Annotated in this window: 21 protein-coding genes and 1 tRNA gene; 3 read left to right on the top strand and 19 right to left on the bottom strand. The window is 70.4% G+C overall.

Annotated features, from left to right (window positions below):
* The first annotated feature begins 58 nt into the window (after window positions 1-58).
* Window positions 59-1,741: an alkaline phosphatase gene (locus tag OG985_RS33570; protein ID WP_371672105.1), complete on the top strand. Its 1,683-nt coding sequence runs from the start codon at window positions 59-61 to the stop codon at window positions 1,739-1,741.
* A gap of 10 nt (window positions 1,742-1,751) precedes the next feature.
* Here the strand turns inward: OG985_RS33570 and OG985_RS33565 are convergent, their stop codons facing one another.
* Window positions 1,752-2,321, bottom strand: coding sequence for a dienelactone hydrolase family protein (locus OG985_RS33565; RefSeq protein ID WP_371672104.1), 570 nt, complete (start codon window positions 2,319-2,321; stop codon window positions 1,752-1,754).
* Window positions 2,322-2,428: 107 nt separating this feature from the next.
* Between OG985_RS33565 and OG985_RS33560 the strand changes: the two genes are divergently transcribed.
* Window positions 2,429-3,547: a mechanosensitive ion channel family protein gene (locus OG985_RS33560; protein ID WP_371672103.1), complete on the top strand. Its 1,119-nt coding sequence runs from the start codon at window positions 2,429-2,431 to the stop codon at window positions 3,545-3,547.
* A 195-nt stretch (window positions 3,548-3,742) separates the two neighbouring features.
* Here the strand turns inward: OG985_RS33560 and OG985_RS33555 are convergent, their stop codons facing one another.
* The 5 genes from OG985_RS33555 to OG985_RS33535 all read right to left on the bottom strand — a co-directional run bounded on the left by OG985_RS33555 (window position 3,743) and on the right by OG985_RS33535 (window position 8,587).
* Entirely contained in the window at window positions 3,743-5,329 is a 1,587-nt protein-coding gene (locus OG985_RS33555; RefSeq protein WP_371672102.1) for a Na+/H+ antiporter, read from the bottom strand.
* A gap of 154 nt (window positions 5,330-5,483) precedes the next feature.
* Window positions 5,484-5,954, bottom strand: coding sequence for a GNAT family N-acetyltransferase (locus tag OG985_RS33550; protein ID WP_371672101.1), 471 nt, complete (start codon window positions 5,952-5,954; stop codon window positions 5,484-5,486).
* The gene (locus OG985_RS33545) at window positions 5,951-6,895 is read right to left on the bottom strand and encodes an RluA family pseudouridine synthase (protein ID WP_371672100.1); all 945 of its coding nucleotides are present in this window, start codon (window positions 6,893-6,895) and stop codon (window positions 5,951-5,953) included. The genes OG985_RS33550 and OG985_RS33545 overlap by 4 nt, the downstream gene beginning before the upstream one ends.
* A gap of 51 nt (window positions 6,896-6,946) precedes the next feature.
* Window positions 6,947-7,522, bottom strand: coding sequence for a signal peptidase II (gene lspA / locus OG985_RS33540; protein ID WP_371672099.1), 576 nt, complete (start codon window positions 7,520-7,522; stop codon window positions 6,947-6,949).
* Between the two features lie 99 nt (window positions 7,523-7,621).
* Window positions 7,622-8,587 (bottom strand): TraR/DksA family transcriptional regulator, encoded by a 966-nt coding sequence (locus OG985_RS33535; protein WP_371672098.1) that lies wholly within the window; start codon window positions 8,585-8,587, stop codon window positions 7,622-7,624.
* A gap of 590 nt (window positions 8,588-9,177) precedes the next feature.
* On the opposite strand from OG985_RS33535, the gene ileS reads away from it, so the two are divergent.
* A complete protein-coding gene (ileS, locus tag OG985_RS33530; RefSeq protein ID WP_371672096.1) occupies window positions 9,178-12,321 on the top strand; it encodes an isoleucine--tRNA ligase in 3,144 nt (1,047 codons plus the stop codon).
* A 185-nt stretch (window positions 12,322-12,506) separates the two neighbouring features.
* Here ileS and OG985_RS33525 read toward each other — a convergent pair.
* The 13 genes from OG985_RS33525 to murF all read right to left on the bottom strand — a co-directional run bounded on the left by OG985_RS33525 (window position 12,507) and on the right by murF (window position 25,406).
* Window positions 12,507-12,580: transfer RNA gene (locus tag OG985_RS33525), tRNA-Leu, on the bottom strand.
* 100 nt (window positions 12,581-12,680) lie between these two features.
* Window positions 12,681-13,913, bottom strand: coding sequence for a DivIVA domain-containing protein (locus OG985_RS33520; protein ID WP_371672095.1), 1,233 nt, complete (start codon window positions 13,911-13,913; stop codon window positions 12,681-12,683).
* 46 nt (window positions 13,914-13,959) lie between these two features.
* Window positions 13,960-14,244, bottom strand: coding sequence for a YggT family protein (locus OG985_RS33515; protein ID WP_033318070.1), 285 nt, complete (start codon window positions 14,242-14,244; stop codon window positions 13,960-13,962).
* A gap of 62 nt (window positions 14,245-14,306) precedes the next feature.
* A complete protein-coding gene (locus OG985_RS33510) occupies window positions 14,307-14,957 on the bottom strand; it encodes a cell division protein SepF (RefSeq protein ID WP_371672093.1) in 651 nt (216 codons plus the stop codon).
* A gap of 129 nt (window positions 14,958-15,086) precedes the next feature.
* Complete coding sequence (locus tag OG985_RS33505; protein ID WP_371672092.1) at window positions 15,087-15,806, bottom strand: YggS family pyridoxal phosphate-dependent enzyme; 720 nt, start codon at window positions 15,804-15,806, stop codon at window positions 15,087-15,089.
* A 6-nt stretch (window positions 15,807-15,812) separates the two neighbouring features.
* Window positions 15,813-16,523, bottom strand: coding sequence for a peptidoglycan editing factor PgeF (pgeF, locus tag OG985_RS33500; protein ID WP_371674576.1), 711 nt, complete (start codon window positions 16,521-16,523; stop codon window positions 15,813-15,815).
* Between the two features lie 32 nt (window positions 16,524-16,555).
* Complete coding sequence (gene ftsZ / locus OG985_RS33495) at window positions 16,556-17,764, bottom strand: cell division protein FtsZ (protein WP_371672091.1); 1,209 nt, start codon at window positions 17,762-17,764, stop codon at window positions 16,556-16,558.
* A gap of 279 nt (window positions 17,765-18,043) precedes the next feature.
* Window positions 18,044-18,838: a cell division protein FtsQ/DivIB gene (locus OG985_RS33490; RefSeq protein ID WP_371674575.1), complete on the bottom strand. Its 795-nt coding sequence runs from the start codon at window positions 18,836-18,838 to the stop codon at window positions 18,044-18,046.
* 144 nt (window positions 18,839-18,982) lie between these two features.
* Window positions 18,983-20,080: an undecaprenyldiphospho-muramoylpentapeptide beta-N-acetylglucosaminyltransferase gene (murG, locus tag OG985_RS33485; RefSeq protein ID WP_371672090.1), complete on the bottom strand. Its 1,098-nt coding sequence runs from the start codon at window positions 20,078-20,080 to the stop codon at window positions 18,983-18,985.
* Between the two features lie 6 nt (window positions 20,081-20,086).
* On the bottom strand, window positions 20,087-21,448 hold the full coding sequence (ftsW, locus tag OG985_RS33480; RefSeq protein WP_371672089.1) for a putative lipid II flippase FtsW: 1,362 nt from the start codon (window positions 21,446-21,448) through the stop codon (window positions 20,087-20,089).
* A 72-nt stretch (window positions 21,449-21,520) separates the two neighbouring features.
* Entirely contained in the window at window positions 21,521-22,939 is a 1,419-nt protein-coding gene (gene murD / locus OG985_RS33475) for a UDP-N-acetylmuramoyl-L-alanine--D-glutamate ligase (RefSeq protein ID WP_371672088.1), read from the bottom strand.
* Window positions 22,921-23,994, bottom strand: a complete 1,074-nt coding sequence (mraY, locus tag OG985_RS33470; protein ID WP_371672087.1) for a phospho-N-acetylmuramoyl-pentapeptide-transferase — start codon at window positions 23,992-23,994, stop codon at window positions 22,921-22,923. Before mraY ends, murD begins: the two co-directional genes overlap by 19 nt.
* Window positions 23,991-25,406, bottom strand: coding sequence for a UDP-N-acetylmuramoyl-tripeptide--D-alanyl-D-alanine ligase (gene murF / locus OG985_RS33465; RefSeq protein ID WP_371672086.1), 1,416 nt, complete (start codon window positions 25,404-25,406; stop codon window positions 23,991-23,993). The genes mraY and murF overlap by 4 nt, the downstream gene beginning before the upstream one ends.
* Window positions 25,407-25,410: the final 4 nt, after the last annotated feature.

Genomic DNA, 25,410 nt, shown 5'->3' with positions numbered 1-25,410 from the left:
GGCGAACTTTTGCCAGTTCGCCCGCTCTTCCGCATACCGATCAGTAACCTGATCGGTCGTGACCAGTCGATACAGATCATCCGAGAGCGCCCCCGCGGCGCCAGAGAGCGCCAACTCGCTGTCGCCGCGCCGCCGTACGGTCGTCAAGGCCGCGGCCGCCACCGCGGTCCTGGCCGGCCCGCTCGCCGCCGCCCTCCCCGCTCGCGCGGCCGCCGACGCCCCCGCCTTCCTGCACGGGGTCGCCTCCGGCGATCCGCTGCCCGACGGCATCCTGCTGTGGACCCGGGTGACGCCCACCCCCGAGGCGATACCCGGCTCCGGACTCGGCCCGGACACCGAGGTCGGCTGGACCGTCGCCAGGGACAAGGCGTTCACCACCGTCGTCGCCAAGGGTTCCCTCACCGCGACCGCCGCCTCCGACCACACCGTCAAGGCGGACATCCGCGGCCTGGAGCCCGCCACCGACTACTGGTTCCGCTTCTCCGCCGGGGACACCGTCTCCCCGGCCGCCCGCACCCGCACCGCGCCCGCCGCCGACGCGGCCGTCTCCGGGCTCCGCTTCGGCGTGGTCTCCTGCGCCAACTGGGAGGCCGGCTACTTCTCCTCGTACCGCCACCTCGCGGCCCGCGGCGACCTGGACGCCTGGCTGCACCTGGGCGACTACATCTACGAGTACGGCACCGGCGAGTACGGCACGCGCGGCACCGTCGTACGGCCGCACGCACCGGCCCACGAGATCCTCACGCTCGCCGACTACCGCACCCGGCACGGCCGTTACAAGACCGACCCCGACCTGCAGGCCCTGCACGCCGTGGCTCCGGTCATCGCGATCTGGGACGACCACGAGTTCGCCAACGACACCTGGTCGGGCGGCGCGGAGAACCACACCGAGGGCGCCGAGGGCGCCTGGTCGGCACGTCAGGCGGCCGCCAAGCAGGCCTACTTCGAGTGGATGCCGGTGCGCCCGGCGATCGCGGGCACCACCTACCGGCGGCTGCGCTTCGGCAAGCTCGCCGACCTCTCGCTGCTCGACCTGCGCTCCTTCCGCTCGCAGCAGGTCTCCGTCGGCAACGGCTCGGTCGACGACCCGGACCGCACGCTCACCGGCCGCGCCCAGCTCGACTGGCTCAAGACCGGGCTGAAGGCCTCCGACACCACCTGGCGGCTGGTCGGCAACTCGGTGATGATCTCGCCGTTCGCGATCGGCTCGCTCTCCGCCGACCTGCTGAAGCCGCTGGCCAAGCTGCTGGGGCTGCCGCAGGAGGGCCTCGCCCTCAACACCGACCAGTGGGACGGCTACACGGACGACCGCCGGGAGCTGCTCGCCCACCTGCGCGCGAACGCGATCCGCAACACCGTCTTCCTGACCGGCGACATCCACATGGCCTGGGCCAACGACGTGCCGGTGGACGCCGGCACCTATCCGCTGTCCGCCTCGGCCGCCACGGAGTTCGTCGTCACCTCGGTCACCTCCGACAACCTCGACGACCTGGTGAAGGTCCCCGAGGGCGTGGTCTCCGCGCTCGCCGCGCCGGTCATCAGGGCCGCCAACCGGCATGTGCACTGGGTCGACACCGACCGCCACGGCTACGGCGTCCTGGACATCACCGCCACCCGCGCGCAGATGGACTACTACGTGGTGTCCGACCGCACGAAGCCGTCCGCGACCTCGTCCTGGTCCCGCTCGTACCGCACGCTCACCGGCACCCAGAAGGTCGAGCGCACCTACGACCCCGTGTGACGGTGTGACGCTACAGCGTCTCGAGGAAGCCGAGGGCCACCCGCCAGGTGGCCTCGGCGGCCTCCGCGTCGTAGTCCGGCAGACCGGGGTCGGTGTACAGGTGGCCGGCCCCGGCATACCGGTAGACCTCCACGTCGGCGCCGGCTCTGCCCATCTGCAGATACCAGGCGGTGAGCCAGTCGTCCGTCTCGAACGGGTCCGGCTCGGCCACGTGCAGCTGCACCGGCAGCTCGTCCACGGAGGCGTTGGCGGCGATGTCCGAGGTCCCGTGCAGAAGCAGCAGCCCGCGAGCCCGCTCGTCGCCCAGCGCGAGCGTCTGCGCGACGGACGCGCCGAGCGAGAACCCGGCGTACACGAGCCCTCGTTCCGAGTAGGGCGCGGCGGCCAGGACGGATCGCTTCAGCAACTCGTCCTTGCCGATCTCCTCGTTGAAGGCCATGCCCTCCTCGACCGTTTCGAACGTCCGTCCCTCGAAGAGGTCGGGCGTCCACACCTCGTGCCCGGCCGCGCGCAGCCGGTCCGCCGCCGCGCGCACCGCGGGCCGCAGGCCATAGGTCGAGTGAAAGAGCATGATGTTCATGAGGCCATGGTGCCAGCCGGGTACGACAGCCGCGGCCGGCGCCCGTACCCACAATCGCGCAGAGATCACAGGTTCGTCCCGGGCCCGGGCCGGTTACGTTCGAGGGCATGGAGAACGTACTTCGACCCCTGATCGTGGTCGGCGGTTCGGTTCTGCTCACGCTGCTCATCGGCTGGGCCACCGACCGTCTGCTGCGCAAGGCCGACGCACGCGACCGGGACACTCCCCTGTGGGAGCTGCTGCGCCGCGGCCGCATCCCCTACCAGCTGGTGCTGTGCGCGGCCATGCTCAGAGGGTCCTACGACGAGGCGAAGCTGCTGGAGCCGCACCGGATCGGCATCGGCCGAACGCTCACCCTGGTGCTGATCGGGGCCGCCGCCTGGCTGGTGATCCGGATCGCCGCCGCGATCGTCGAGACGTCGTACAGCCGGTACGCCCGCGCCCACCGGGACGTGGGCCGGGTCCGCCGGGTGCGCACCCAGGTCTCGCTGATCATGAGGGTGGTCTCCGCGATCGTCGGTGTCGTCGCCGTGGCGGCGATGCTGCTGACGTTCCCGGCGATGCGGGCGGCGGGCGCCTCGCTGCTGGCCTCGGCCGGAATCATCGGCATCGTCGCCGGTGTCGCCGCCCAGTCCACGCTGGGCAACATGTTCGCCGGTTTCCAGATCGCCTTCGGCGACATGGTGCGCATCGGCGACACCGTCGTGGTGGACGGCGAGTGGGGCACGGTCGAGGAGATCACGCTCACGTTTCTGACCGTACGGACCTGGGACGAGCGCCGGATCACGATGCCCGTGTCGTACTTCACGTCGAAGCCGTTCGAGAACTGGTCGCGCGGCGGCTCCCAGATGACCGGCACCGTCTACTGGCACCTCGACCACGCGGCCCCGATCGACCTGATGCGCGACAAACTCCGCGACATCCTGCGCGCATGCCCGGCCTGGGACGGCCGCGCCTACGGCCTCGACGTCACCGACACCACCCCCAACACCCTTCAGGTGCGGGCCCTGGTGACGGCGAAGGACGCGGACGACATCTGGACGGCCCGGGTCACCGTCCGTGAGCAGATGCTCCGCTGGCTGACCGAACACCATCCCTACGCCCTGCCCCGGGTCAACACGGCGGACGCGGCGGTGCCGCCGGGCCGCGGCGGTGGCCGAGCACCCCACGACGGCGTACCCGCCGCGCGCCGTGCCTACGAGACGCCGCGGACGGGCCGCGGCTAGGGCCCGTCGTCCGGATCAGGCCGGGGCCCACGGGCTGATCGCAACGACAGACCCCAGTGCCGCGGCAGGCGACGTTTCGCGTCGCCTGCCGCGACACCGGTTCGCCGGTTTCCGCGTTCGGCGCCGCCGCTGACCGCTGACCGCTGACCCGGGAGGACACACCCCGACCGGATCACAGCGTCCGCCTGGCGCGGTTCACCGAAGGCTGCGCACGTCCAGATGGCGCAGCACCCGGTCCACCACCTCCGGGTTGGCCCCGGGTTCGCTGCGCGCGGCCATCACCTCGTGCCGCGCCGCGCTCAGCATCTCCCCCTGGATCCGCCGCACCCGCTTCAACCGCCGCACCCGCTGCTCGTGCGCCTCACGCCGTTCGTCCTCCCCCATGTCCGGGCTGATCCGCAGCCCGATGTCGAAGGCCCGCCGCACCATCTGCTCGGACAGCTCCTCGGGCAGGTCCTCGTCCTTCTCGATCTCCTTCAGCCGCCGCTTCGCCGCCTTCGCCGCCCGTATGGCGAGCATCCTCTCGAAGTCCTTCTCCCGTTCCGTGTCGGCCCTCACCCCGAGCCGTTTCACCAGCCACGGCAGGGTGAGCCCCTGGAGCACCAGCGTCGCCATGATCACCCCGAACGCGATGAACACGATCTCGTCCCGGTCGGGGAACGCGGATCCGTCCTCGGTCCGCAACGGGACGGCGAGGGCCAGCGCCACCGAGGCGACGCCGCGCATGCCCGACCACCACATGACGACGGTCTCCCGCCAGCCCATCGGGATGTCCTCGTCGTGGTCCCGGCGCGCGTGCAACCGCTTGGTCAGCCAGGTCGCCGGCAGCAGCCACAGCAGCCGTACGAGCACCACCACGCCCACGATCGCCGCCGCCCACCCCAGCATCTCGCCCCACCGCCCGGACGCGGTCCGGATGGCGTTGTGCAGTTCGAGGCCGATGAGACCGAAGGCCACCCCGGTGACGAGCGTGTCGATGATGTCCCAGAACGTGTGTCCGGCCAGCCGGGTCATCACGTCGTCGGGGTCGGAGGCGTACTCGGCGAGGAACAGCGCGGTGGTGAGCACCGCGAGCACTCCCGAGCCGTGGAACTCCTCCGCCAGCACGTACGAGGCGTAGGGCATCAGCAGGGTCAGCCCGATCTGCAGGGTCGGGTCCCCCACGATGTCCATCAGCCGGTTGGTGCCCCAGCCCAGCACCAGCCCGACCGCCACCGCGACCACGCCGGAGAGCACCAGGTCGAGCCCGGCCCGCCAGGGCGAGAAACTGCCGCTCACGGCCGCGGCGATCGCCACGTGGTACAGCACGATGGCCGTCACGTCGTTGAAGAGCCCCTCGCCCTCCAGGATCGACACCAGCCTGCGCGGCAGCCCCAGCTGCCCGGCGACGGCGGTCGCAGCGACCGGGTCGGGCGGCGCGACCAGCGCCCCGAGCGCCACGGCGGCGGCGATCGGCAGCCCGGGCACGATCGCGTGGGCCACCACGGCCACGCACAGGGTGGTCACGAACACCAGCGCCACGGCCAATAGGAGGATCGGCCGCAGATTGGCCGTGAACTGCCGCCACGAGGTGCGCCGCACCGCCGCGTACAGCAGCGGCGGCAGCAGCGCGGGCAGGATCAGATCCGGCGGGATGTCGACGTTCGGCACGAAGTTCAGCAGCGCGAGGACGATGCCGAGAAGCGTCATCAGCACCGGCGACGGCAGCCCGACGCGGTCTCCGACCGGGACGCTCACCACGGCCCCGAGCAACAGCACGAACAACAGGGCCAACTGATCCACGGTCAGCGCTCCGGCGGGATCTCGACGTTCACACAGCGGGCCTCAAGCCTGCCACGCCGTCGCACGGACACCCGTCGCGGCCCTCCGGCCACGGAACGCGCCGCGACTTGCGCGCGGTGCGCACCGCCACCCCACACCGCCCCGTGCGGTACCGCTACAGACTGTTCCGCATCGCCCGGTGCGGCATCCCCGCGTCCGGGAACTCCGGGCCGTACGCCACGTAGCCCAGCCGCTCGTAGAAACCCAGGGCGTGCGTCTGGGCGTGCAGATCCACGGCCGTCAGCCCACGCGCGCGTGCCGCGTCCTCGACGGCCCGCACCAGCGCGGCCCCGACGCCCAGCCCACGCGCCTGCTTGGTCACGGCGAGCCGCCCCAGCGAACCCACGCCCGGGTCACCGCCGGTCTTCGCCGCGGCCGCCTCGCCGTACAGCAGCCGCCCCGCCCCGAGGGCCACGCCGTCATCCCGCACCGCCAGCACGTGCACGGCGGCGGAGTCGTACGCGTCGTACTCGAGATCCTCGGGGACCCCCTGCTCGGCGACGAAGACCTCCTTGCGCACCGCGAAGCAGGCCTCACGGTCGGTGAGGTTCTCGGCGACGCGCACCGCGTACGACGGGAGGCTCATGCGTACGTCTCCTCGCGGACCTGGTCGAGGGCCTTCTGCAGGTCGGCCGGGTAGTCGCTCTCGAACTCCACCCACTGGCCGTCCCCGGGGTGCTCGAAGCCGAGCCGTACGGCGTGCAGCCACTGGCGGGTCAGGTGCAGACGCTTGGCGAGCGTCGGGTCGGCGCCGTACGTCAGGTCACCGACGCACGGGTGCCGGTGGGCGGCCATGTGGACGCGGATCTGGTGGGTGCGGCCGGTCTCCAGCTTCACGTCGAGCAGGGAGGCCGAACGGAACGCCTCGATGAGGTCGTAGTGCGTGACGGACGGCTTGCCCTCAGCCGTGACCGCCCACTTGTAGTCGTGGTTCGGGTGGCGGCCGATCGGCGCGTCGATGGTGCCGCTGGTCGGGTCGGGGTGGCCCTGGACGAGCGTGTGGTAGCGCTTGTCGACCGTGCGCTCCTTGAACTGGCGCTTGAGCGAGGTGTACGCGCGCTCCGACTTGGCGACCGTCATCAGGCCCGAGGTGCCCACGTCGAGGCGGTGCACGATGCCCTGGCGCTCGGCGGCGCCCGAGGTCGAGATGCGGTACCCGGCGGCGGCGAGGCCGCCGATGACGGTGGGCCCGCTCCAGCCGGGGCTGGGATGCGCGGCCACGCCGACCGGCTTGACGATCACGAGCACGTCGTCGTCGTCGTACACGATCTCCATGCCCTCGACCGGCTCCGCGACGATCTGCACCGGCGCGGGCGCCTGCGGCATCTCCACCTCGAGCCAGGCCCCGCCGTGCACCCGCTCGGACTTCCCGACCACCGAGCCGTCGACCGTGACCTTCCCCGCCGCGGCGAGTTCGGCGGCCTTCGTACGGGAGAAGCCGAACATGCGGGAGATGGCGGCGTCGACGCGCTCGCCCTCCAGGCCGTCGGGCACGGGCAGGTTTCGGATCTCGGGAACGGTGCTCACCCGTCGAGTATGCCGGACGGGTCGGACACCGCCGTACGGGAGCCCGCGGGCTCAGTCCTTGTGGACGGTCCCGTCGGGGTCGAGTCCCCGGAAGGAGAGCAGCACGATCAGGATGCCGCCGCAGACGATCGCCGAGTCGGCGAGGTTGAAGACGGCGAAGTGCTTGGGCGCGATGAAGTCGACGACCGCGCCCTCGAAGACGCCGGGCGAGCGGAAGATCCGGTCGGTGAGGTTGCCGAGCGCACCGCCGAGGAGCAGGCCGAGCGCGATCGCCCAGGGCAGGCTGTAGAGCTTGCGGGCGAGCCGGGCGATCACCACGATCACGGCCGCCGCGATCAGCGTGAAGATCACGGTGAAGGCCTCGCCGAACCCGAAGGCGGCACCCGCGTTGCGGATCGCCTCGAACTTCAGCCAGTCCCCGACGATCTCGATCGGCGCGTGATGCTCGAGCCTCGCCACCACGATCATCTTGCTGACGAGGTCGAGGACGTACGCGAAGGTGGCCACCGCGAAGAGCACGGCGATACGGCGCCTGCCCCGGGGCCGTACGACCTCGCCCTGCTCCGGGCCGGCTCCCGCCGCCTCCGGAGTGTCCGGCGTACCGATGATGCGCTCCGCCTCTGCCACGTGAGTCCCTCAACCTAGGTACCTGACTGAGGACGAGAGTACGGCACGCCTTCCGGCCCGCACGTGCTCAGGAGGCGTACGGCGGCCGATCGGCCGCGGTCAGTACCGGCGCTCCTGCTTCTGCTTGCACTCGACGCAGAGCGTGGCCCGCGGGAAGGCCTGCATCCTGGCCTTGCCGATGGGGTTGCCGCAGTTCTCGCACAGGCCGTAGGTGCCCGCGTCGAGCCGCTCCAGCGCGCGCCCGGTCTGCAGCAGCATCTCGCGCGCGTTGGCCGCCAGGGCCATCTCGCTCTCGCGCGTGATGTTCTTGGTTCCGGTGTCCGCCTGGTCGTCGCCCGCGCCGTCCCCGGAGTCCCGCATCAGGCCGGCGACGGCCCGCTCGGACGAGGTGATCTCGTCGCGCAGCCGCTGTCCCTCGGACAGCAGCTCCGTTCGCGCCTCCTCGGCCTCCTCCGGGGTCCAGGGGTCCTCACCGAGGCGTACCGCGAGCACGCCCGGCTCGGCGGCCGCGACCCTCGTCTTCGGTACCGCCGTCTTCGCCGCCGTGGCCGTGCCAGGAGTCTTCTTCGCAACCACTGTCGTGGCTCCCGTCTGCTCCGCGGCCTCGGCCGCGCCCGCCTTCTTGGCCCTGCTCTTCTTGGCCGCACTCTTCGTGGTGCTCTTCGCGGCAGTGCTCTTCTCGGCGGCCGCCTTCTTCGGCGCCGTCTTTCTCGGCTCCGTCTTCTCCGGCCGGATCCTCCCCGGCTCCGCCTGCTTCGACTCCGTCTTCTTCGCCGCGTCCTGTCCGGCCGCCGCCTTCTTCCCCACCGCCTTCTTCGCGACGGCCTTCTTGCCCGCGACCTTCTTCCCGGCCGCCTTCGCTACGGCCGTCTTCGTGGCGGCCGCCTTCTTCGTCGCCCCCTTCGCGGCCGCGCCCACCGCCTTCACAGCATGGGTCGCACGCTCGGCGGGCGCCCCCTGCGTGCTCTTCTTCCCGCTCGGGTCCTTGGCCGCACCGCCGGAGGCCCTGGATTTCGTGGACCTGTCGGACGCCGACTGCTGAACGGCGGTCTTCTTCGCCACCATGGCCGCGGCCCCTTCACATATTGTGATCTTGCTCGCGAATCGTGCTGGGACGATAAATCGACTCGAGTCCCGCGGCAACGGGGCGCACCGCCCGATTCGCCCGCCTCGCGGATGCCGCGCGGCAAACCTGCATCCGTTGTGCCCAGCTCCCCGCCGGGTAATCCGCCGGGCTTGCCGTCCCGGAATCCCGCCCACCCGCACCGCGCCATTCGGGGCACCCCCCGGGTCGTACGCGCCCGCTCACCCGGGCCCCGGAAAACCGGTCGGTGGCCGCTCCGGCGGCGCCGTACACTGGGCGGAGCGAAAAGCGTGGATGGGGACGAGTAGCGACGTACGCAGCCCAGAGCGACCCGGGGACGGTGGAAGCCCGGGGGCGTGCACGACGTGAAGATCACCCCGGAGCCGCCGGAGGAAAGCCCGCGAGGGTCAGTAGAACCGGCATCGCGACCCCAATGAGGGGGCTCACCGGCGCACAGGACGCACCGGGGAGCCAAGGAGGGTGGTACCGCGGGAGCGCGCCGCAGACGGCGTAGGAACGGCTCTCGTCCCTCCGGACGGAAGGCAGCAAGTCCGCCGGAGGAAGCCCGCTGATGACAACGCCGACGTACCGCCAGGTGCCCGCCCAGGTCGACCTGCCCGCGCTCGAGCACGCGGTGCTCGACTTCTGGCGCGAGCAGAAGATCTTCGCCAAGAGCCTGGAGCAGTCCGAGGGCCGCCCCGAATGGGTGTTCTACGAGGGTCCGCCCACCGCCAACGGCATGCCCGGCGCCCACCACATCGAGGCCCGCGTCTTCAAGGACGTCTTCCCCCGATTCCGCACCATGCGCGGCTACCACGTGGCCCGCAAGGCCGGCTGGGACTGCCACGGCCTGCCGGTGGAGCTGGCGGTCGAGAAGGAGCTGGGCTTCGCCGGCAAGCAGGACATCGAGGCGTACGGCATCGCCGAGTTCAACGCCAGGTGCCGCGAGTCCGTGACCCGGCACACCGACGCCTTCGAAGCGCTCACGACCCGCATGGGCTACTGGGCGGACCTCAAGGACCCCTACCGGACCATGGACCCGGAGTACATCGAGTCCGTCTGGTGGTCGCTGAAGGAGATCTTCAACAAGGGCCTGCTGGTCCAGGACCACCGCGTCGCCCCCTGGTGCCCGCGCTGCGGCACCGGCCTGTCCGACCACGAGCTGGCCCAGGGCTACGAGACGGTCGTCGACCCGTCCGTGTACGTCCGTTTCCCGCTCACCTCCGGTCCGCTCGCCGGCGACGCCGCGCTCCTCGTCTGGACGACGACGCCCTGGACGCTGGTCTCCAACACGGCCGTCGCCGCGCACCCCGAGGTCACCTACGTCGTCGCGACCAACGGCGAGGAGCGGCTCGTCGTCGCCCAGCCGCTCGTCGAGAAGTCGCTCGGCGAGGGCTGGGAGACCACCGGCGAGACCTTCACCGGCGCCGACATGGAGCGCTGGACCTATCAACGTCCGTTCGAGCTCGTGGAGTTCCCGGCACCGGCCCACTACGTCGTCAACGCCGAGTACGTCACGACCGAGGACGGCACGGGTCTGGTCCACCAGTCCCCCGCCTTCGGTGAGGACGACCTCAAGGTGTGCCGCGCCTACGGCCTGCCGGTCGTCAACCCGGTCCGCCCGGACGGCACCTTCGAGGAGGACGTCCCGCTGGTCGGCGGTGTCTTCTTCAAGAAGGCCGACGAAAAGCTCACCGCGGACCTCCAGCAGCGCGGCCTCCTCTTCAAGCACATCCCGTACGAGCACAGCTACCCGCACTGCTGGCGCTGCCACACCGCGCTCCTGTACTACGCGCAGCCGTCCTGGTACATCCGCACCACGGCCGTCAAGGACCGTCTCCTCCAGGAGAACGAGAAGACCAACTGGTTCCCGGACACCGTCAAGAACGGCCGCTTCGGCGACTGGCTGAACAACAACATCGACTGGGCGCTCTCCCGCAGCCGCTACTGGGGCACCCCGCTGCCCATCTGGCGCTGCGGGGACGACCACCTCACCGTCGTCGGCTCCCGGACCGAGCTGACCGAACTGACGGGCACCGACCAGTCGCAGCTGGACCCGCACCGCCCGTACATCGACGCGGTCACCTTCGCCTGCCCGCAGGACGGCTGCGGCGAGACGGCCACCCGCGTGCCCGAGGTCATCGACGCCTGGTACGACTCGGGTTCCATGCCGTTCGCGCAGTGGGGCTACCCGTACCGGAACAAGGACCTCTTCGAGTCCCGCTACCCGGCGCAGTTCATCTCCGAGGCCATCGACCAGACCCGCGGCTGGTTCTACACGCTGATGGCCGTCGGCACGCTGGTCTTCGACAAGTCCTCGTACGAGAACGTGGTGTGCCTCGGCCACATCCTCGCCGAGGACGGCCGCAAGATGTCCAAGCACCTGGGCAACACCCTGGACCCGATCCCGCTGATGGACCGGCACGGGGCCGACGCGGTCCGCTGGTTCATGGCGGCCGGCGGCTCCCCGTGGGCGGCCCGCCGCGTGGGCCACGGCACGATCCAGGAGGTCGTCCGCAAGACCCTCCTGACGTACTGGAACACGGTCGCCTTCCAGGCCCTGTACGCCCGCACGTCGGACTGGGCGCCGAGCGAGGCCGACCCGGCCCCGGCCGACCGTCCGGTCCTGGACCGCTGGCTGCTCTCCGAACTCCACGCGCTCACCGACCAGGTGACACAGGCGCTGGAGTCCTACGACACCCAGCGCGCCGGCAAGCTCCTCTCGGCGTTCGTCGACGACCTGTCCAACTGGTACGTGCGCCGCTCTCGTCGCCGCTTCTGGCAGGGCGACAAGGCGGCGCTGCGCACCCTGCACGAGGTCGTCGAGACGGTGACCAAGCTGATGGCCCCGCTGACCCCGTTCATCACCGAACGGGTCTGGCAGGACCTGGTCGTGCCGGTTACCCCGGGTGCCCCGGAGTCCGTGCACCTGGCGTCCTGGCCGGAGGCGGACCTGTCCGTCATCGACCCGGAGCTGTCCCGGCAGATGGTGCTGGTGCGCCGGCTCGTGGAGCTGGGCCGCGCCACGCGCGCGGAGTCGGGCGTCAAGACACGCCAGCCGCTGAAGCGCGCGCTGGTGGCGGCGACGGGCTTCGAGTTCCTGGCCCGCGAACTGCACGCGCAGATCACGGAGGAACTGAACGTCGAGTCCCTCGCGTCCCTCTCCGAGGTCGGCGGCTCGCTCGTCGACACGACGGCGAAGGCCAACTTCCGCGCCCTGGGCAAGCGGTTCGGCAAGCGCGTCCAGGACGTCGCCAAGGCCGTCGCCGACGCCGACGCGGCCGCGCTGTCGCTGGCGCTGCGCGAGGGCACGGCGTCGGTGGAGGTCGACGGCGAGACGATCACCCTCGCCCCGGACGAGGTGATCATCACGGAGACCCCGCGCGAGGGCTGGTCGGTCGCCTCCGACTCGGGCGCGACGGTGGCGTTGGACCTGGAGATCACGGAGGAACTCCGCCAGGCCGGCCTGGCCCGCGACGCGATCCGCCTGATCCAGGAGGCCCGCAAGAACAGCGGTCTCGACGTGGCCGACCGCATCGCGCTGCGCTGGACCTCGACGGATCCGGCGGTCATCGCCGCCCTGAGCGAGCACGCGGACCTGATCGCCGACGAGGTCCTCGCCACGGACTTCGCCCAGGGCGAGGCGGACGACTCGTACGGCGCCGCGTTCACGGACGAGGGCCTGTCCCTGACGTTCCGCCTGCGCAAGGCGTGAGGCCCACGGCGTAAGGCGTAAGGCACGGCAACACGGACCAGGAAGGCCCGGCACCCCGACTCAGCGGGGCGCCGGGCCTTCGTGATTCCCGCGCTGGGCTGCCGAACCGCCTTGCTGACCGGCGGCACCTCCCCGGTGAGCCCCGCGTGCGCCCACACGCCCACACGCCCGTACGCCCGACGCACCGGGGTGGGCCGGATTCGAACCGGCGTCCTCCTAGATGTTGTCGAGGCGCGACGACCACTGCGCTACGCACCCCGGTGCTGGAAGGACGCTACTCCACACAAAAGGGCGGGGCCCCGGAATTTTCCGGGGCCCCGCCCTGAACGCTGCCGACGCCTAAGGCGTACTAGAGGCCGTCAGTTGTCGTCCTCGTCGATCAGGAAACCACGCATCGGCGAGGGAGCCTGTCCCATCGGCGACGGGCCCTGCGGCCGTACCGGCGCCATCGGCTGGGTCATCGCCGGCGACATCTGCTGCTCGGCGCCGTAGGACGGGCCGGCCGGAGCCGGGCCACCGCCCATGCCCTGGTTGCCACCGTACGACGGGGCGCTCGCGCCGGCCGGAGCCATGGAAGGCGCCGGGGACGGCGGCAGAGACGCGGTCGCCGGAGTACGCGGCGGAGCCAGCGAGTCGTCGGCCTGGGTCTCCAGCTGACGCAGCTGCGACTCCAGGTACGACTTCAGCCGTGTGCGGTACTCGCGCTCGAAGCCACGCAGGTCCTCGACCTTGCGCTCCAGCGTGGCGCGGGCGGACTCCAGGGAGCCCATCGCGACGCGGTGCTTCTCCTGCGCGTCCCGCTCCAGGGCGTCGGCCTTGGCACGGGCGTCACGCTCAAGACCCTCGGCGCGGCTACGGGCCTCGCCGACGATCTTGTTGGCCTCGGAACGGGCCTCGGCGATCGCCTGGTCGGCGGTCTGCTGGGCCAGCGAGAGGACACGAGCGGCGCTGTCGCCACCGGGACCCTGACCACCCATCGGACCGCCCATGGGGCCGCCCATCGGGCCACCCATCTGCTGCTGCATGGGGGGCTGTCCGCCCATCGGGCCCTGACCCATGGGGCCCTGGCCCATCTGCCCGGGACCCTGCGGGCCACCCTGGCCGCCCGGGGGCAACTGCGGCGCACCGCTCGGCAGCTGGGGCGGGCCTCCCATGGGGCCACCCATCTGCTGCTGCGGCGGGCCCGATATGCCGGCCGGCACGGGACCGCCCGGACCGCGCATGCCCTGCGGGGGCATCCCCTGCTGCGGCATTCCCTGCTGGGGCATGCCCTGCTGAGGCATCCCCTGCTGGGGCATACCTTGCTGAGGCATCCCCTGCTGGGGCATACCCTGCTGCTGCATGCCCTGCTGGGACATACCCTGCTGCTGGTCCTGCTGCTCCGGGGGCTTGCGCATGTTCTGCTGGTTCTGGGCAGCGGCACGCGTGGCTGCGGCCAGCTTGGCGCGCAGGTCCTCGTTCTCGCGGAGCAGGCGCGTCAGTTCGGCTTCGACCTCATCGAGGAAGGCATCGACCTCGTCCTCGTCATAGCCTTCTCGGAGGCGGACGGTCGTGAACTGCTTGTTCCGCACGTCCTCGGGGGTCAACGGCATCTCTTCACCTCAACGTAGTCGTCGGCATTCGGCAAGACCGTATCGTTCACAGCCGGCTCACGACGGAGATCAGGATGTAGACGATGATCATCAGTACGAAGAAGGACAGGTCGAGCGCCACGCCCCCGAGACGCAGCGGCGGAATGAACCGCCGCAGAAGCTTGAGCGGTGGATCAGTGACAGTGTAGGTGGCCTCCAGAACGACCACCATCGCCTTGCCGGGTTGCCACGAGCGGGCGAACTGGAAGACGTAGTCCATGACCAACCGGAAGATGAGCACGATAAGGAAGCACATCAGCGCGATGTAGACGACATCCAGGACCACGCTCATTGCTTGTGCTTCCCTCTCCCCTGTTTCCGTACTGCCCTGTACTGCTGTTCCGGTCTTGCGTCTCAGCTCTGGTTGAAGAACCCGCCCTCTGCGATGCGGGCCTTGTCCTCCGCCGTGACATCGACGTTAGCAGGCGACAACAGGAACACCTTCTGCGTCACCCGCTCGATGCTGCCGTGAAGACCAAACACCAAACCGGCCGCAAAGTCGACAAGTCGCTTGGCGTCTGTGTCATCCATCTCAGTGAGATTCATGATCACCGGGGTGCCCTCACGGAAGTGTTCCCCGATGGTACGGGCCTCGTTGTAGGTCCGCGGGTGCAGCGTGGTGATCCGGTAAGGCTCTCGTTCCGACACGACCTTGGGCATGATCACCGGTGCGTTCTTCTCCAGGCTGGCGCGTTCTTGTGTGATGGATGCCACGGGCGCGATGCGCGCCGGGCGCCCGGATTCCGCGCCGAGCGAAGCGGATCGGGGCGCCGGATCGCGCGACGCCGAGGGCTGTACTACTCGTACCGATTCGTCCCTTTCGAGCTGATGGGACTGGTGCGAGCCGTGCGACTGGTGGGACGGCTCGTGCCGTCGGCGGTCCCTCTCGGGTTCCGGATCCAGCTCGGGCTCGAAGTCGTCGTCGGGATCGAACCCGCGGCCGTCGTACCCATCGTCCTCCACGAGGCCGAGGTAGACCGCCATCTTGCGCATCGCGCCGGCCATGCTCTGAGTCCTCCGCTCTGTGGTGGATCGGCTGACTAACGCCAAGTGCCCGCGATCCACGAGGTCGTTACGCCCGCCCTTCGGCGGCATTGACCATATTTTCTGCTGTGGTCCGACTTCCTGGCGACGTTACCCGAGCCTGGGGCGGACACCGAGTACCGAGGTACCGACGCGCACATGTGTCGCTCCGGCCGCCACGGCCTGCTCGAGGTCCGCACTCATCCCTGCCGAGACCATGTTCGCAGCAGGATGGGTTCGGCGCAGGTCAGTCGACAAATCCAGCAGCCGCGCGAACGCCGCCTGTTCGCGACCCGCGTACTCCCCGGCGAGCGGAGCGACGGTCATCAGTCCGTCGAGCCGCAACCCCGGAGCCCCGGCCACGAGGTCGGCCAACTCCGCCACACCGCCCGGCCCCACGCCTCCCCGCTCTCCCCTTCCGCTCGCCTCGGCGTCGAGGGCGACCTGGATGAGGCACCCGATCTCCCGCCCGACCCGCACGGCCTCCTTGGAGAGGGCCGTCACCAGCCGGGAGCGGTCGACGGACTGCACGAGATCCGCGTAACCGAGCACCGATCGCACCTTGTTGGTCTGCAATTGACCGACAAAATGCCAGACAAGCGGCAGATCCGCGCATTCCGCCGCTTTCGGCGCCGCGTCCTGGTCGCGGTTCTCGGCGACATGACGGACGCCGAGATCCGAGAGGATTCGCACATCGCTCGCGGGATAGGTCTTGGTGACCACGATCAGGGTCACCTCCGCACGCTTGCGCCCGGCCGCCGCACATGCGGTGGCGATGCGTTCCTCCACTTTCGCGAGGTTCGCGGCGAGTTCGCCCTTACGGTCCGTCATGTCCCATCAGTCCAGCCAGACATAGCCGGCGAGCCGACCCGTGGTGCGGTCGCGGCGGTACGAGAAGTGGTCGCCCGACTCGAGCGTGCACACCGGAGACCGCTCCCGGTCGCGCACCCCGAGCCGGTCGAGCTGCGCGTGCACTCCGGCGGTCACGTCGACCGCGGGCGTGCCCCAGCTCGTCTCGGCGTGCGCCGCCGGTTCGACGGCCGCGACCTCGGCACGCATCGCCTCGGGCACCTCGTAGCACCGGCCGCACACGGCCGGTCCGGTGCGGGCGAGGATCCGGGACGGCTCGGCGCCGAGTTCCACCATGGCCCGTACGGCGGCGGGGACGACCCCGGCGACCAGGCCGGGCCGGCCCGCGTGCACCGCGGCGGCGACCCCGGCGACGGGATCGGCGAGCAGGACGGGAGTGCAGTCGGCGGTCAGGACGGCGAGGGCGAGCCCGCGCCGGGTGGTGACGAGCGCGTCCACCGCCGGGATGTCGGTGGCGGAACCCCAGGGCTCTTCCACCACCGCCACGTCCGCTCCGTGCACCTGGTTCATCCAGACCACGGAAGAGGCTTCGAGCCCGAGGGACTTGGCGGCCAGTTCGCGGTTGTGGCGTACGGCGTCGGGGTCGTCGCCGACCGCCCCGCCGAGGTTGAGCTCCTCGTACGGAACGGCGCTCACCCCGCCCCACCTGTCGGTGAAGGCGAAGTGCGCGCCGTTCACAGTGCTCGCTTCGGAGCGCTGTCCTGTCACGGTCACTTCAGGAAGTCCGGCACGTCCAGTTCCTCGGCCGCGCTGTCCGAGTAGGTCCGCGACGGCGGGACCGGCGGGGCGACCGGGATCTCACTGGCCGGCTCGGGCGCGGGCTCCGGCTCCTCCTTCGGCGTGACACTGCCGAGCGAGCCGAACGCCGGCCGGCTCTCCGGCTGCCGTACCGGAGTGGGCTCCTCGCGGCGGGCCGAGGACGAGGACGAGGACGAGGAGGAACCGAGGACGGTGTCCCGGCGGGCCGGCGGCTGACCGCCATCGAAGCCGGCCGCGATCACGGTGACCCGCACCTCGTCGCCGAGGGCGTCGTCGATGACCGCGCCGAAGATGATGTTCGCCTCGGGGTGGGCGGCCTCGCTGACCAGCTGGGCCGCCTCGTTGATCTCGAACAGGCCGAGGTCGGAGCCGCCGGAGATGGAGAGCAGCACGCCCCGGGCGCCGTCGATGGACGCCTCGAGCAGCGGCGAGGAGATCGCCATCTCGGCCGCGGCCACCGCGCGGTCGTCGCCGCGGGCCGAGCCGATGCCCATGAGCGCCGAACCCGCTTCGGACATGACCGACTTGACGTCGGCGAAGTCGAGGTTGATCAGGCCGGGCGTGGTGATGAGGTCGGTGATGCCCTGAACACCGGAGAGCAGGACCTGGTCCGCCGACTTGAAGGCGTCGAGGACGGAGACCTGGCGGTCCGAGATGGACAGCAGCCGGTCGTTCGGGATGACGATGAGGGTGTCGACCTCTTCGCGGAGTTCCGCGATGCCGTCCTCGGCCTGGTTGGCACGCCGCCGTCCCTCGAAGGTGAAGGGGCGGGTGACCACGCCGATGGTGAGGGCGCCGAGGTTGCGGGCGATGTTGGCCACGACGGGCGCGCCGCCGGTGCCGGTGCCGCCGCCTTCGCCGGCCGTCACGAAGACCATGTCGGCCCCCTTGAGGACCTCCTCGATCTCCTCGCGGTGATCCTCTGCGGCCTTGCGGCCGACGGCCGGGTTGGCGCCGGCGCCGAGTCCGCGGGTGAGTTCGCGGCCGACGTCGAGCTTGACGTCGGCGTCGCTCATCAACAGCGCCTGCGCGTCGGTGTTGATGGCGATGAACTCGACGCCCTTGAGACCGACCTCGATCATCCGGTTGATGGCATTGACACCACCGCCGCCGACACCGATGACTTTGATGACTGCGAGGTAGTTCTGCGGTGCTGCCACGTCGAAGGCCTCTCGCCTCGAGTTACGTGTCGCCGCCTCGCGGCGTTGCCGCGGTCCGACGACTGATGCCGATTGGGACGGTCCGTATCGCCGACCCGAACCCTAACGTTGAAGTTTAGGGTTACCAGTATGTCTGTTCCCTGGAGTCTTCTGAACAGGACACTAAGTCGACAAGTGGCGCACGTTCAACGAACACGCCGAACCTCCCGTTTTTCTTTTCACCCTATGTGATCAGCCAAAGCAGTGCCCAACCAGGGTGCTGGCCTGCGCTGATGTGCGTCAACTCCCCGATGACGCAGGGGCGGTGGGAACGCTGACGTCGAAGTACCGTGCGCCGGGCGCCGCTTTCATGAGAGCGGTGAGTGTACGGCCCTTGGCGGCGCCCTTCTCGCTGCTTCCCCAAACGACGGTCCGGCCGCCGCTCAACTCCAGCGAGATGTCGTCGTAGGAACGTACCTTGACGGTCCGGGTGTCCTTGGCGACGGCGGCCGGCAGGGCACCGGCGGCGAGGACCGCCTCGCGCACCAGCCGGTCCTCGCCGAAGCGGCGCAGGCTCGCGGCGCGCGAGCCGGTCCGGGAGACGGACAATTCCAGTGCGGGAACCCCTTTCGGGGCCTGCGAAACGGTGGCGAAACGGACACCGTCATCGTCCACTTCGACAAACTGCCCGGCCTTTCGGACCAGCAGCACCGGAGTACGTTCGGTCACTTTCAGGCCGATTTCGTGCGGCCAGGACCGGACCACCTCGACCGTGTCGATTCGGGGCAGTTTCCGGCGCAACCGCGCCTCGATCGCATCGGTGTCGACGGAGAGCAGCGGTTCCCCGACCGGGACGTCGGCCGCCTCGCTCACCTGCGCGGGGGTCAGGACGAGCGTCCCCGACACCGATACGCGTTCCACCCGCAGCCAGTTCGACCCGTACAACACCCAGACGGTTCCGGCTCCCACGACCACCAGGGCCACCGCCAGAATGACGATCGTACGAAGGCGGAGCTGTCTCAGCCTTCGAACGGGCGGCGGGCCGGACGACTTCTGCTGGCGTTCACCGCGCTCGGCGGTCGTCGATCCGGCCACGCGCACTTCCTTTCCTGGCTCGGTTCGCCTCCGGGGCGCGACAGCCGGTGTCGAGAGCCCGACCGTGCTCAGCCCCTCGGGCCTCCGCGCGCTCGACCTCTCAACCCCGACGCGCCCCTTCGGGCCCACTCGCCGATGCGGTTCCTATCGGTGTGCACGGTTGGCGGCGATCGCCTCGTACACCAAGCCGACGAGCAGGTCGTCGGCGTCCCGGCGGCCGAACTCGGCGGCGGCGCGGGACATCTCGTACAGCCGGTGCGGGTCGGCGAGCACGGGCAGGACGGCCTCCCGCACCCACTCGGGGCTCAGTTCCGCGTCGTCGACGAGGAGACCACCGCCGGCCTTGACCACCGGCTGGGCGTTCAGCCGCTGCTCGCCGTTGCCGATGGGCAGCGGGACGTAGGCGGCCGGGAGCCCGACGGCGGAGAGTTCGGCGACGGTCATCGCGCCCGCACGGCAGAGCATCATGTCGGCCGCCGCGTACGCGAGATCCATCCGGTCCACGTACGGTACCGGGATGTAGGGGGGCATCCCCGGCATCTGGTGCACCTGCGGCAGTTCGTTCTTCGGACCGACCGCGTGCAGGATCTGGATCCCGGCCTGCTGGAGCCAGGGCGCGACCTGCTGCACCACCTCGTTGAGCCGGCGGGCACCCTGCGAGCCGCCGGAGACCAGCAGCGTAGGCAGGTTGGGGTCGAGCCCGAAGGCGGCGCGGGCCTGCGGACGCATGGCGGCCCGGTCGAGGGTCGCGATGGAGCGGCGCAGCGGGATGCCGATGTAGTGGGCGTCCCGGAGCTTGCTGTCGGGGGTGGAGACGGCGACCCTCGCGGCGTACCGCGAGCCGATCTTGTTGGCGAGCCCCGGGCGGGCGTTGGCCTCGTGGATGACGATCGGCACGCCGAGGCGCTTGGCGGCCAGGTAGCCGGGCAGGGCCACGTAACCGCCGAAGCCGACGACCGCGTCCGCCTTGGTGCGCTCCAGGATCTGCTCGGCCGCCTTGATCGTGCCGCGCAGCCGGCCCGGCACGGTGATCAGCTCAGGGGTGGGCCTGCGGGGCAGGGGTACGGCGGGGATCAGCGCGAGGTCGTAACCGCGCTCGGGTACGAGACGGGTCTCGAGGCCGCGCTCTGTGCCCAGAGCCGTGATTCCCACGCTCGGGTCCTGCCTGCGCAGGGCGTCCGCGAGGGCGAGCGCGGGCTCGATGTGGCCGGCGGTCCCCCCGCCGGCGAGTACGACATGCACCGAAATTCACCGCTCTCCGGACGAACGCGCCGCCGAGGCACGCCGTCGCATCGTGTTCCATCTCCGAGGCCCCCGGTCCAGCACGGGGCCTCCAGCCCGCTTTCTACCAAAGCGGGTTTGCCGCATCGACAGCGCCGCCCGCGCAGCGGGATCGTCGCGCGCGAAGGCGATCAGCAACCCGATGGCGAACATGGTCGGCAGCAGGGCGGAACCTCCGTAGGAGAACAGCGGGAGCGGGACTCCGGCGATCGGCAGCAGACCGAGCACCGCACCGATGTTGATCACCGCCTGCGCGGTGATCCAGGTGGTCACGCCTCCCGCGGCATACCTCACGAAGGGGTCCTCCGTACGTCCGGCCACGCGGATACCCGCATAGCCTAGAGCCGCGAAGAGGGCGAGCACCGACAGCGTCCCCGCCAGGCCCAGTTCCTCACCGGTGACGGCGAAGATGAAGTCGGTGTGGGCTTCGGGCAGTTGGCCCCATTTCTCCACACTCGCGCCGAGACCGGAACCGAAGAGTCCGCCGGAGGCCAGGGCGTAGATGCCGTGCACGGCCTGCCAGCAGTCGGCGGCACCCGACCGGGGCTCGGTGGCGCCGATGCAGGCGAGGCGGGCCATCCGGTTGGGGCTCGTCTTGATAAGGATCACACCGAGGGTCACGGCGATCGCCAGCACGCCGACGAACAGCCGCGTCGGGGCGCCGGCCAGCCACAGCAGGCCGAACAGGATCGCCGTGAGGATGATCGCCGTACCCATGTCGCCGCCGAGCATGATCAGGCCGAGCAGCATGAAGGCGGCCGGCACCAGCGGCACCAGCATGTGCTTCCACTGGGTCAGCAGCTTCCGGTCCTGCTTGCGGGCCAGCAGGTCCGCCCCCCACAGCACCAGCGCGAGCTTGCCGAACTCGCTGGGCTGGAGCTGGAAGGGGCCGCCGACGGAGATCCAGTTCTGGTTTCCGTTGACCGACCTCCCTATCCCCGGCACCTGCACCAGGGCCATCAGGAAGACGGCACCGGCCAGGATCGGGTAGGCGAGCGCCCGGTGCAGCTTCACCGGCATCCGGGAGGCCACCAGCAGCAGACCGCCGCCGATGACGGCGGCCAGCAACTGCTTGCGGAAGAAGTAGGAACCCGGCAGCGACATCTGCAACGCGGTGATCTGGGAGGCCGAGTAGACCATCACCAGACCGAGCACGGTGATCAGCACGCTGCCGCCGAGGATCAGGTAGTACGCGGTCAGCGGCCGGTCCCAGGCCTTTCGCGCACGCGTGTAGAGGCGCAGGAGCGGGTTCTCGCGGCGCGGCCGGGAGGCAACGGGCCGTCTGGCGGCGCGCTGCACGGGCGGACGTCCGGTACGGCTACTGGGCATCGTCAACTCCGCTGTACGTCGGCCTCGACGGTCCCACGCGTCCCTCCCAGAGTCGCCCGGCAGGCGGCCGGGTCAGGCGCCGAGTCCGCGAACCGCCTCCGCGAACGCGTCGCCGCGCTTGTTGTAGTTGGTGAACATGTCCATGGAGGCGCAGGCCGGGGCCAGCAGCACCGTGTCGCCCGCGACGGCGAGCCGCCGTGCCTCCTGGACAGCCGCGAGCATCGCCCCAGTGTCGGTCCGGTCGAGGTCGACGACGGGTACTTCCGGGGCGTGTCGCGCAAGGGCTTCCCGGATGAGCGCGCGATCCGCGCCGATCAGCACCACCCCCCGAAGCCGCTGTGCCGCCCTGGTGACCAGCTCGTCGAAGGTCGCCCCCTTCGCCAGCCCGCCCGCGATCCACACGATCGACTCGTACGCCGCCAACGAGGCTTCCGCGGCGTGGGTGTTGGTGGCCTTGGAGTCGTCGACGTACGCGACCCCGTCCACGTCGGCGATGTGCGCGATGCGGTGGGCGTCCGGGGTGAAGGCCCGCAGACCGTCCCGGACGGCCGTGGCGGGCACCCCGAAGGCGCGCGCGAGGGCCGCCGCGGCAAGGGCGTTGGCGATGTTGTGCGGGGCCGGCGGGTTGACGTCGGAGACCTCGGCGAGCTCCTGGGCGTTCTGCTGCCGGTTTTCCACGAAGGCGCGGTCGACCAGGATGCCGTCCACCACGCCGAGTTGGGACGGTCCGGGCGTGCCGAGGGTGAAACCGACGGCCCGGCAGCCCTCCTCGACGTCGGCCTCGCGCACCAGGTCCTCGGTGGCCTTGTCGGCCATGTTGTAGACGCAGGCGACGCGATTGCCCTCGTAAATATGGCCCTTGTCGGCGGCGTACGCCTCCATGGAACCGTGCCAGTCGAGGTGGTCGGGCGCCAGGTTCAGCACGGCGGCGGAGTGGGCGCGCAGGGAGGGCGCCCAGTGCAGCTGGTAGCTCGACAGCTCCACCGCGAGCACGTCGTACCGCTCCTCGCCCAGTACCGCGTCCAGGAGCGAGACGCCGATGTTGCCGACGGCGGCCGTGCGCAGTCCCGCCGCCTCGAGGATGGAGGCGAGCATCTGGACCGTGGTGGTCTTGCCGTTGGTGCCGGTGACCGCCAGCCAGGGCGCGGCGTCGGGGCCGCGCAGCCGCCAGGCGAGTTCGACGTCGCCCCAGACGGGGACGCCGGCCCGCTCGGCGGCGGCGAACAGCGGCTTGTCCGGCTTCCAGCCGGGCGCGGTGACGATGAGTTCCGTTCCGTCGGGCAGGGTCGCGCCGTCACCGAGGCGCACGGTGACGCCCAGGGCCTCCAGTTCGGCGGCCTGCGCCCGGGCCCGCTCGTCGTCGCCGTCGTTGACGACGGTGACGCGGGCGCCGAGTCCGTGCAGGACCCTGGCGGCCGGGAGGCCGGAGACGCCGAGTCCGGCGACGGTGACGTGCTTGCCCTGCCAGTCGGTCACTTGTCCGCTGCCCATCCCGCGTAGAAGAGGCCCAGTCCGACGATCACACAGATGCCCTGGATGATCCAGAAACGGACCACCACGAGCACTTCCGACCAGCCCTTGAGTTCGAAGTGATGCTGGAGTGGTGCCATTCGGAAGACGCGCTTGCCGGTGAGCTTGAAGGAGCCGACCTGGATGACCACCGACATCGTGATCATGACGAACAGGCCGCCGAGGAGGGCGATCAGCAGCTCGGTGCGAGAGCAGATCGCGAGGCCGGCGAGCACACCGCCGAGCGCGAGCGAACCGGTGTCACCCATGAAGATCTTCGCGGGCGAGGTGTTCCACCACAGGAAGCCGAGGCAGGAACCCATCAGCGCGGAGGCGATCACCGCGAGGTCGAGCGGATCACGCACCTCGTAACAGGCACCCGGGTTGGTCAGGGTCTCGCCGTTGGCGCAGGACTCCTGGAACTGCCAGACACCGATGAAGGTGTAGGCGCCGAAGACGAGCACGGAGGCACCGGTGGCCAGACCGTCCAGACCGTCGGTCAGGTTCACGCCGTTCGACATCGCGAGGATCATGAACAGCGCCCAGATGACGAACAGCACCGGGCCGATCGTCCAGCCGAAGTCCGTGATGAACGACAGCTTCGTGGAGGCGGGGGTGTTGCCGCGGGCGTCCGAGAACTGGAGCGAGAGCACCGCGAAGCTGATGCCGACGATCAGCTGGCCGGCCATCTTCGCCTTGGCCCGCAGACCCAGCGAACGCCGCTTGACGATCTTGATGTAGTCGTCGAGGAAGCCGACCAGGCCCATGCCGACCATCAGGCCGAGCACCAGCAGACCGGAGTAGGACGGGGTGTAGCCGGTGATGATCTTCGACACGAAGTACGCGACGACCGTCGCGAAGATGAAGGCGATACCACCCATGGTCGGCGTACCGCGCTTGCTGCCGTGCGTGCGCGGGCCGTCGTCGCGGATGTACTGGCCGTAGCCCTTGCGGGCCAGCAGCTTGATCAGCAACGGCGTGCCGACCAGGGTCAGGAACAGGCCAATGACACCTGCGAACAGGATCTGCTTCATCATCGGGCGGAAACCTCACCCTCGGCACCGGTCTCGATGAGCGCCTGCGCCACGCTCTCGAGCCCCACCGACCGGGACGCCTTCACGAGTACGACGTCCCCCGGGCGCAGCTCGCTGCGCAACAGGTCGACCGCCGCCTGTGCGTCGGACACGTGCACCGACTCCTCACCCCACGAACCCTCGTTATATGCGCCCAGTTGCAGCCAGGACGCTTCCCTGCCCCCGACCGCGACGAGCTTGCTGACGTTGAGCCGGACGGCGAGCCGTCCGACCGCGTCGTGCTCGGCGAGCGCCTCGTCCCCGAGCTCGGCCATCTTGCCGAGCACCGCCCAGGTCCGCCGCCCCTTTCCCATGGCCGCGAGCGCGCGCAGGGCGGCTCGCATGGACTCGGGGTTCGCGTTGTAGGCGTCGTTGACGACCGTCACGCCGTCCGGGCGCTCGGTGACCTCCATACGCCAGCGGGAGAGGGAGCCCGCCTCGGAGAGCGCGGTGGCGATCTCTTCCGCGGACATGCCCAGTTCGTGGGCGACGGCGGCCGCGGCGAGCGCGTTCGACACGTGGTGCTCACCGTACAGGCGCATGGTCACTTCGCTTGCACCGGAGGGTGTGTGAAGGCTGAAGGCGGGCTGTCCGCTGTCCGTGAGTCGCACGTTCTCGGCGCGTACGTCCGCTTCGCCGGACTCTCCGAAAAGGATCACCTTCGCCTTCGTACGCGACGCCATGGCCCGTACGAGGGGATCGTCCGCGTTGAGGACCGCGGTGCCGCCCTCCTCCGACGGGGGGAGGCTCTCGACGAGTTCGCCCTTCGCCTGTGCGATCTGCTCGCGGCCGCCGAACTCGCCGATGTGGGCGGTGCCGACGTTCAGGACGAGGCCGATCTTCGGCGGGGTCAGGCCGGCGAGGTAGCGGATGTGACCGATCCCGCGGGCGCCCATCTCCAGGACGAGGAACTTCGTGTCCTCGGTGGCGCTGAGCGCGGTGAGCGGCAGCCCGATCTCGTTGTTGAGGGAGCCGGGGGTCCACACCGTGGGCGCCCTGCGCTGGAGCACCTGGGCGATCAGGTCCTTGGTGCTGGTCTTGCCGGCCGAGCCGGTGAGGGCGACGAGGGTGGCGCCGAGCCGTCGTACGACGTGGCGGGCGAGGGCGCCGATGGCCGTCTGGACGTCCTCGACGACGATCGCCGGCACACCCACCGGCCGGGACGCCAGTACGGCGACCGCGCCCGCCGCGACGACCGCGTTCGCGAAGTCGTGGCCGTCCACGCGCTCACCGGCGAAGGCGACGAAGAGGCTGCCGGGCTCCACCTCCCGGGAGTCCCGGACGACCGCTCCGGTGACCTGGACGGACGGATCCGGTATGTCATGCGTCTGGCCGCCGACGACTGCTGCGATCTCGGCGAGGGAGAGGGCGATCACAAGT

It is taken from the genome of Streptomyces sp. NBC_00289 (genome assembly GCF_041435115.1).
In the GTDB taxonomy this organism is placed as follows: Bacteria; Actinomycetota; Actinomycetes; order Streptomycetales; family Streptomycetaceae; genus Streptomyces.
The sequence above is the reverse complement of the archived record's forward strand: the minus strand, read 5'-3'. Positions and strand labels throughout refer to the sequence as shown.

What these genes read in the sequence shown, in the direction of transcription:
- ftsW (WP_371672089.1), bottom strand. Translation starts at nt 21,448, where the DNA reads ATGCCCAGTAGCCGTACCGGACGTCCGCCCGTGCAGCGCGCCGCCAGA.
- OG985_RS33505 (WP_371672092.1), bottom strand. Translation starts at nt 15,806, where the DNA reads ATGACGGACCGTAAGGGCGAACTCGCCGCGAACCTCGCGAAAGTGGAG.
- ileS (WP_371672096.1), top strand. Translation starts at nt 9,178, where the DNA reads ATGACAACGCCGACGTACCGCCAGGTGCCCGCCCAGGTCGACCTGCCC.
- OG985_RS33560 (WP_371672103.1), top strand. Translation starts at nt 2,429, where the DNA reads ATGGAGAACGTACTTCGACCCCTGATCGTGGTCGGCGGTTCGGTTCTG.
- OG985_RS33510 (WP_371672093.1), bottom strand. Translation starts at nt 14,957, where the DNA reads ATGGCCGGCGCGATGCGCAAGATGGCGGTCTACCTCGGCCTCGTGGAG.
- OG985_RS33565 (WP_371672104.1), bottom strand. Translation starts at nt 2,321, where the DNA reads ATGAACATCATGCTCTTTCACTCGACCTATGGCCTGCGGCCCGCGGTG.
- OG985_RS33515 (WP_033318070.1), bottom strand. Translation starts at nt 14,244, where the DNA reads ATGAGCGTGGTCCTGGATGTCGTCTACATCGCGCTGATGTGCTTCCTT.
- OG985_RS33550 (WP_371672101.1), bottom strand. Translation starts at nt 5,954, where the DNA reads ATGAGCCTCCCGTCGTACGCGGTGCGCGTCGCCGAGAACCTCACCGAC.
- OG985_RS33535 (WP_371672098.1), bottom strand. Translation starts at nt 8,587, where the DNA reads ATGGTGGCGAAGAAGACCGCCGTTCAGCAGTCGGCGTCCGACAGGTCC.
- OG985_RS33520 (WP_371672095.1), bottom strand. Translation starts at nt 13,913, where the DNA reads ATGCCGTTGACCCCCGAGGACGTGCGGAACAAGCAGTTCACGACCGTC.
- murD (WP_371672088.1), bottom strand. Translation starts at nt 22,939, where the DNA reads ATGGGCAGCGGACAAGTGACCGACTGGCAGGGCAAGCACGTCACCGTC.
- mraY (WP_371672087.1), bottom strand. Translation starts at nt 23,994, where the DNA reads ATGATGAAGCAGATCCTGTTCGCAGGTGTCATTGGCCTGTTCCTGACC.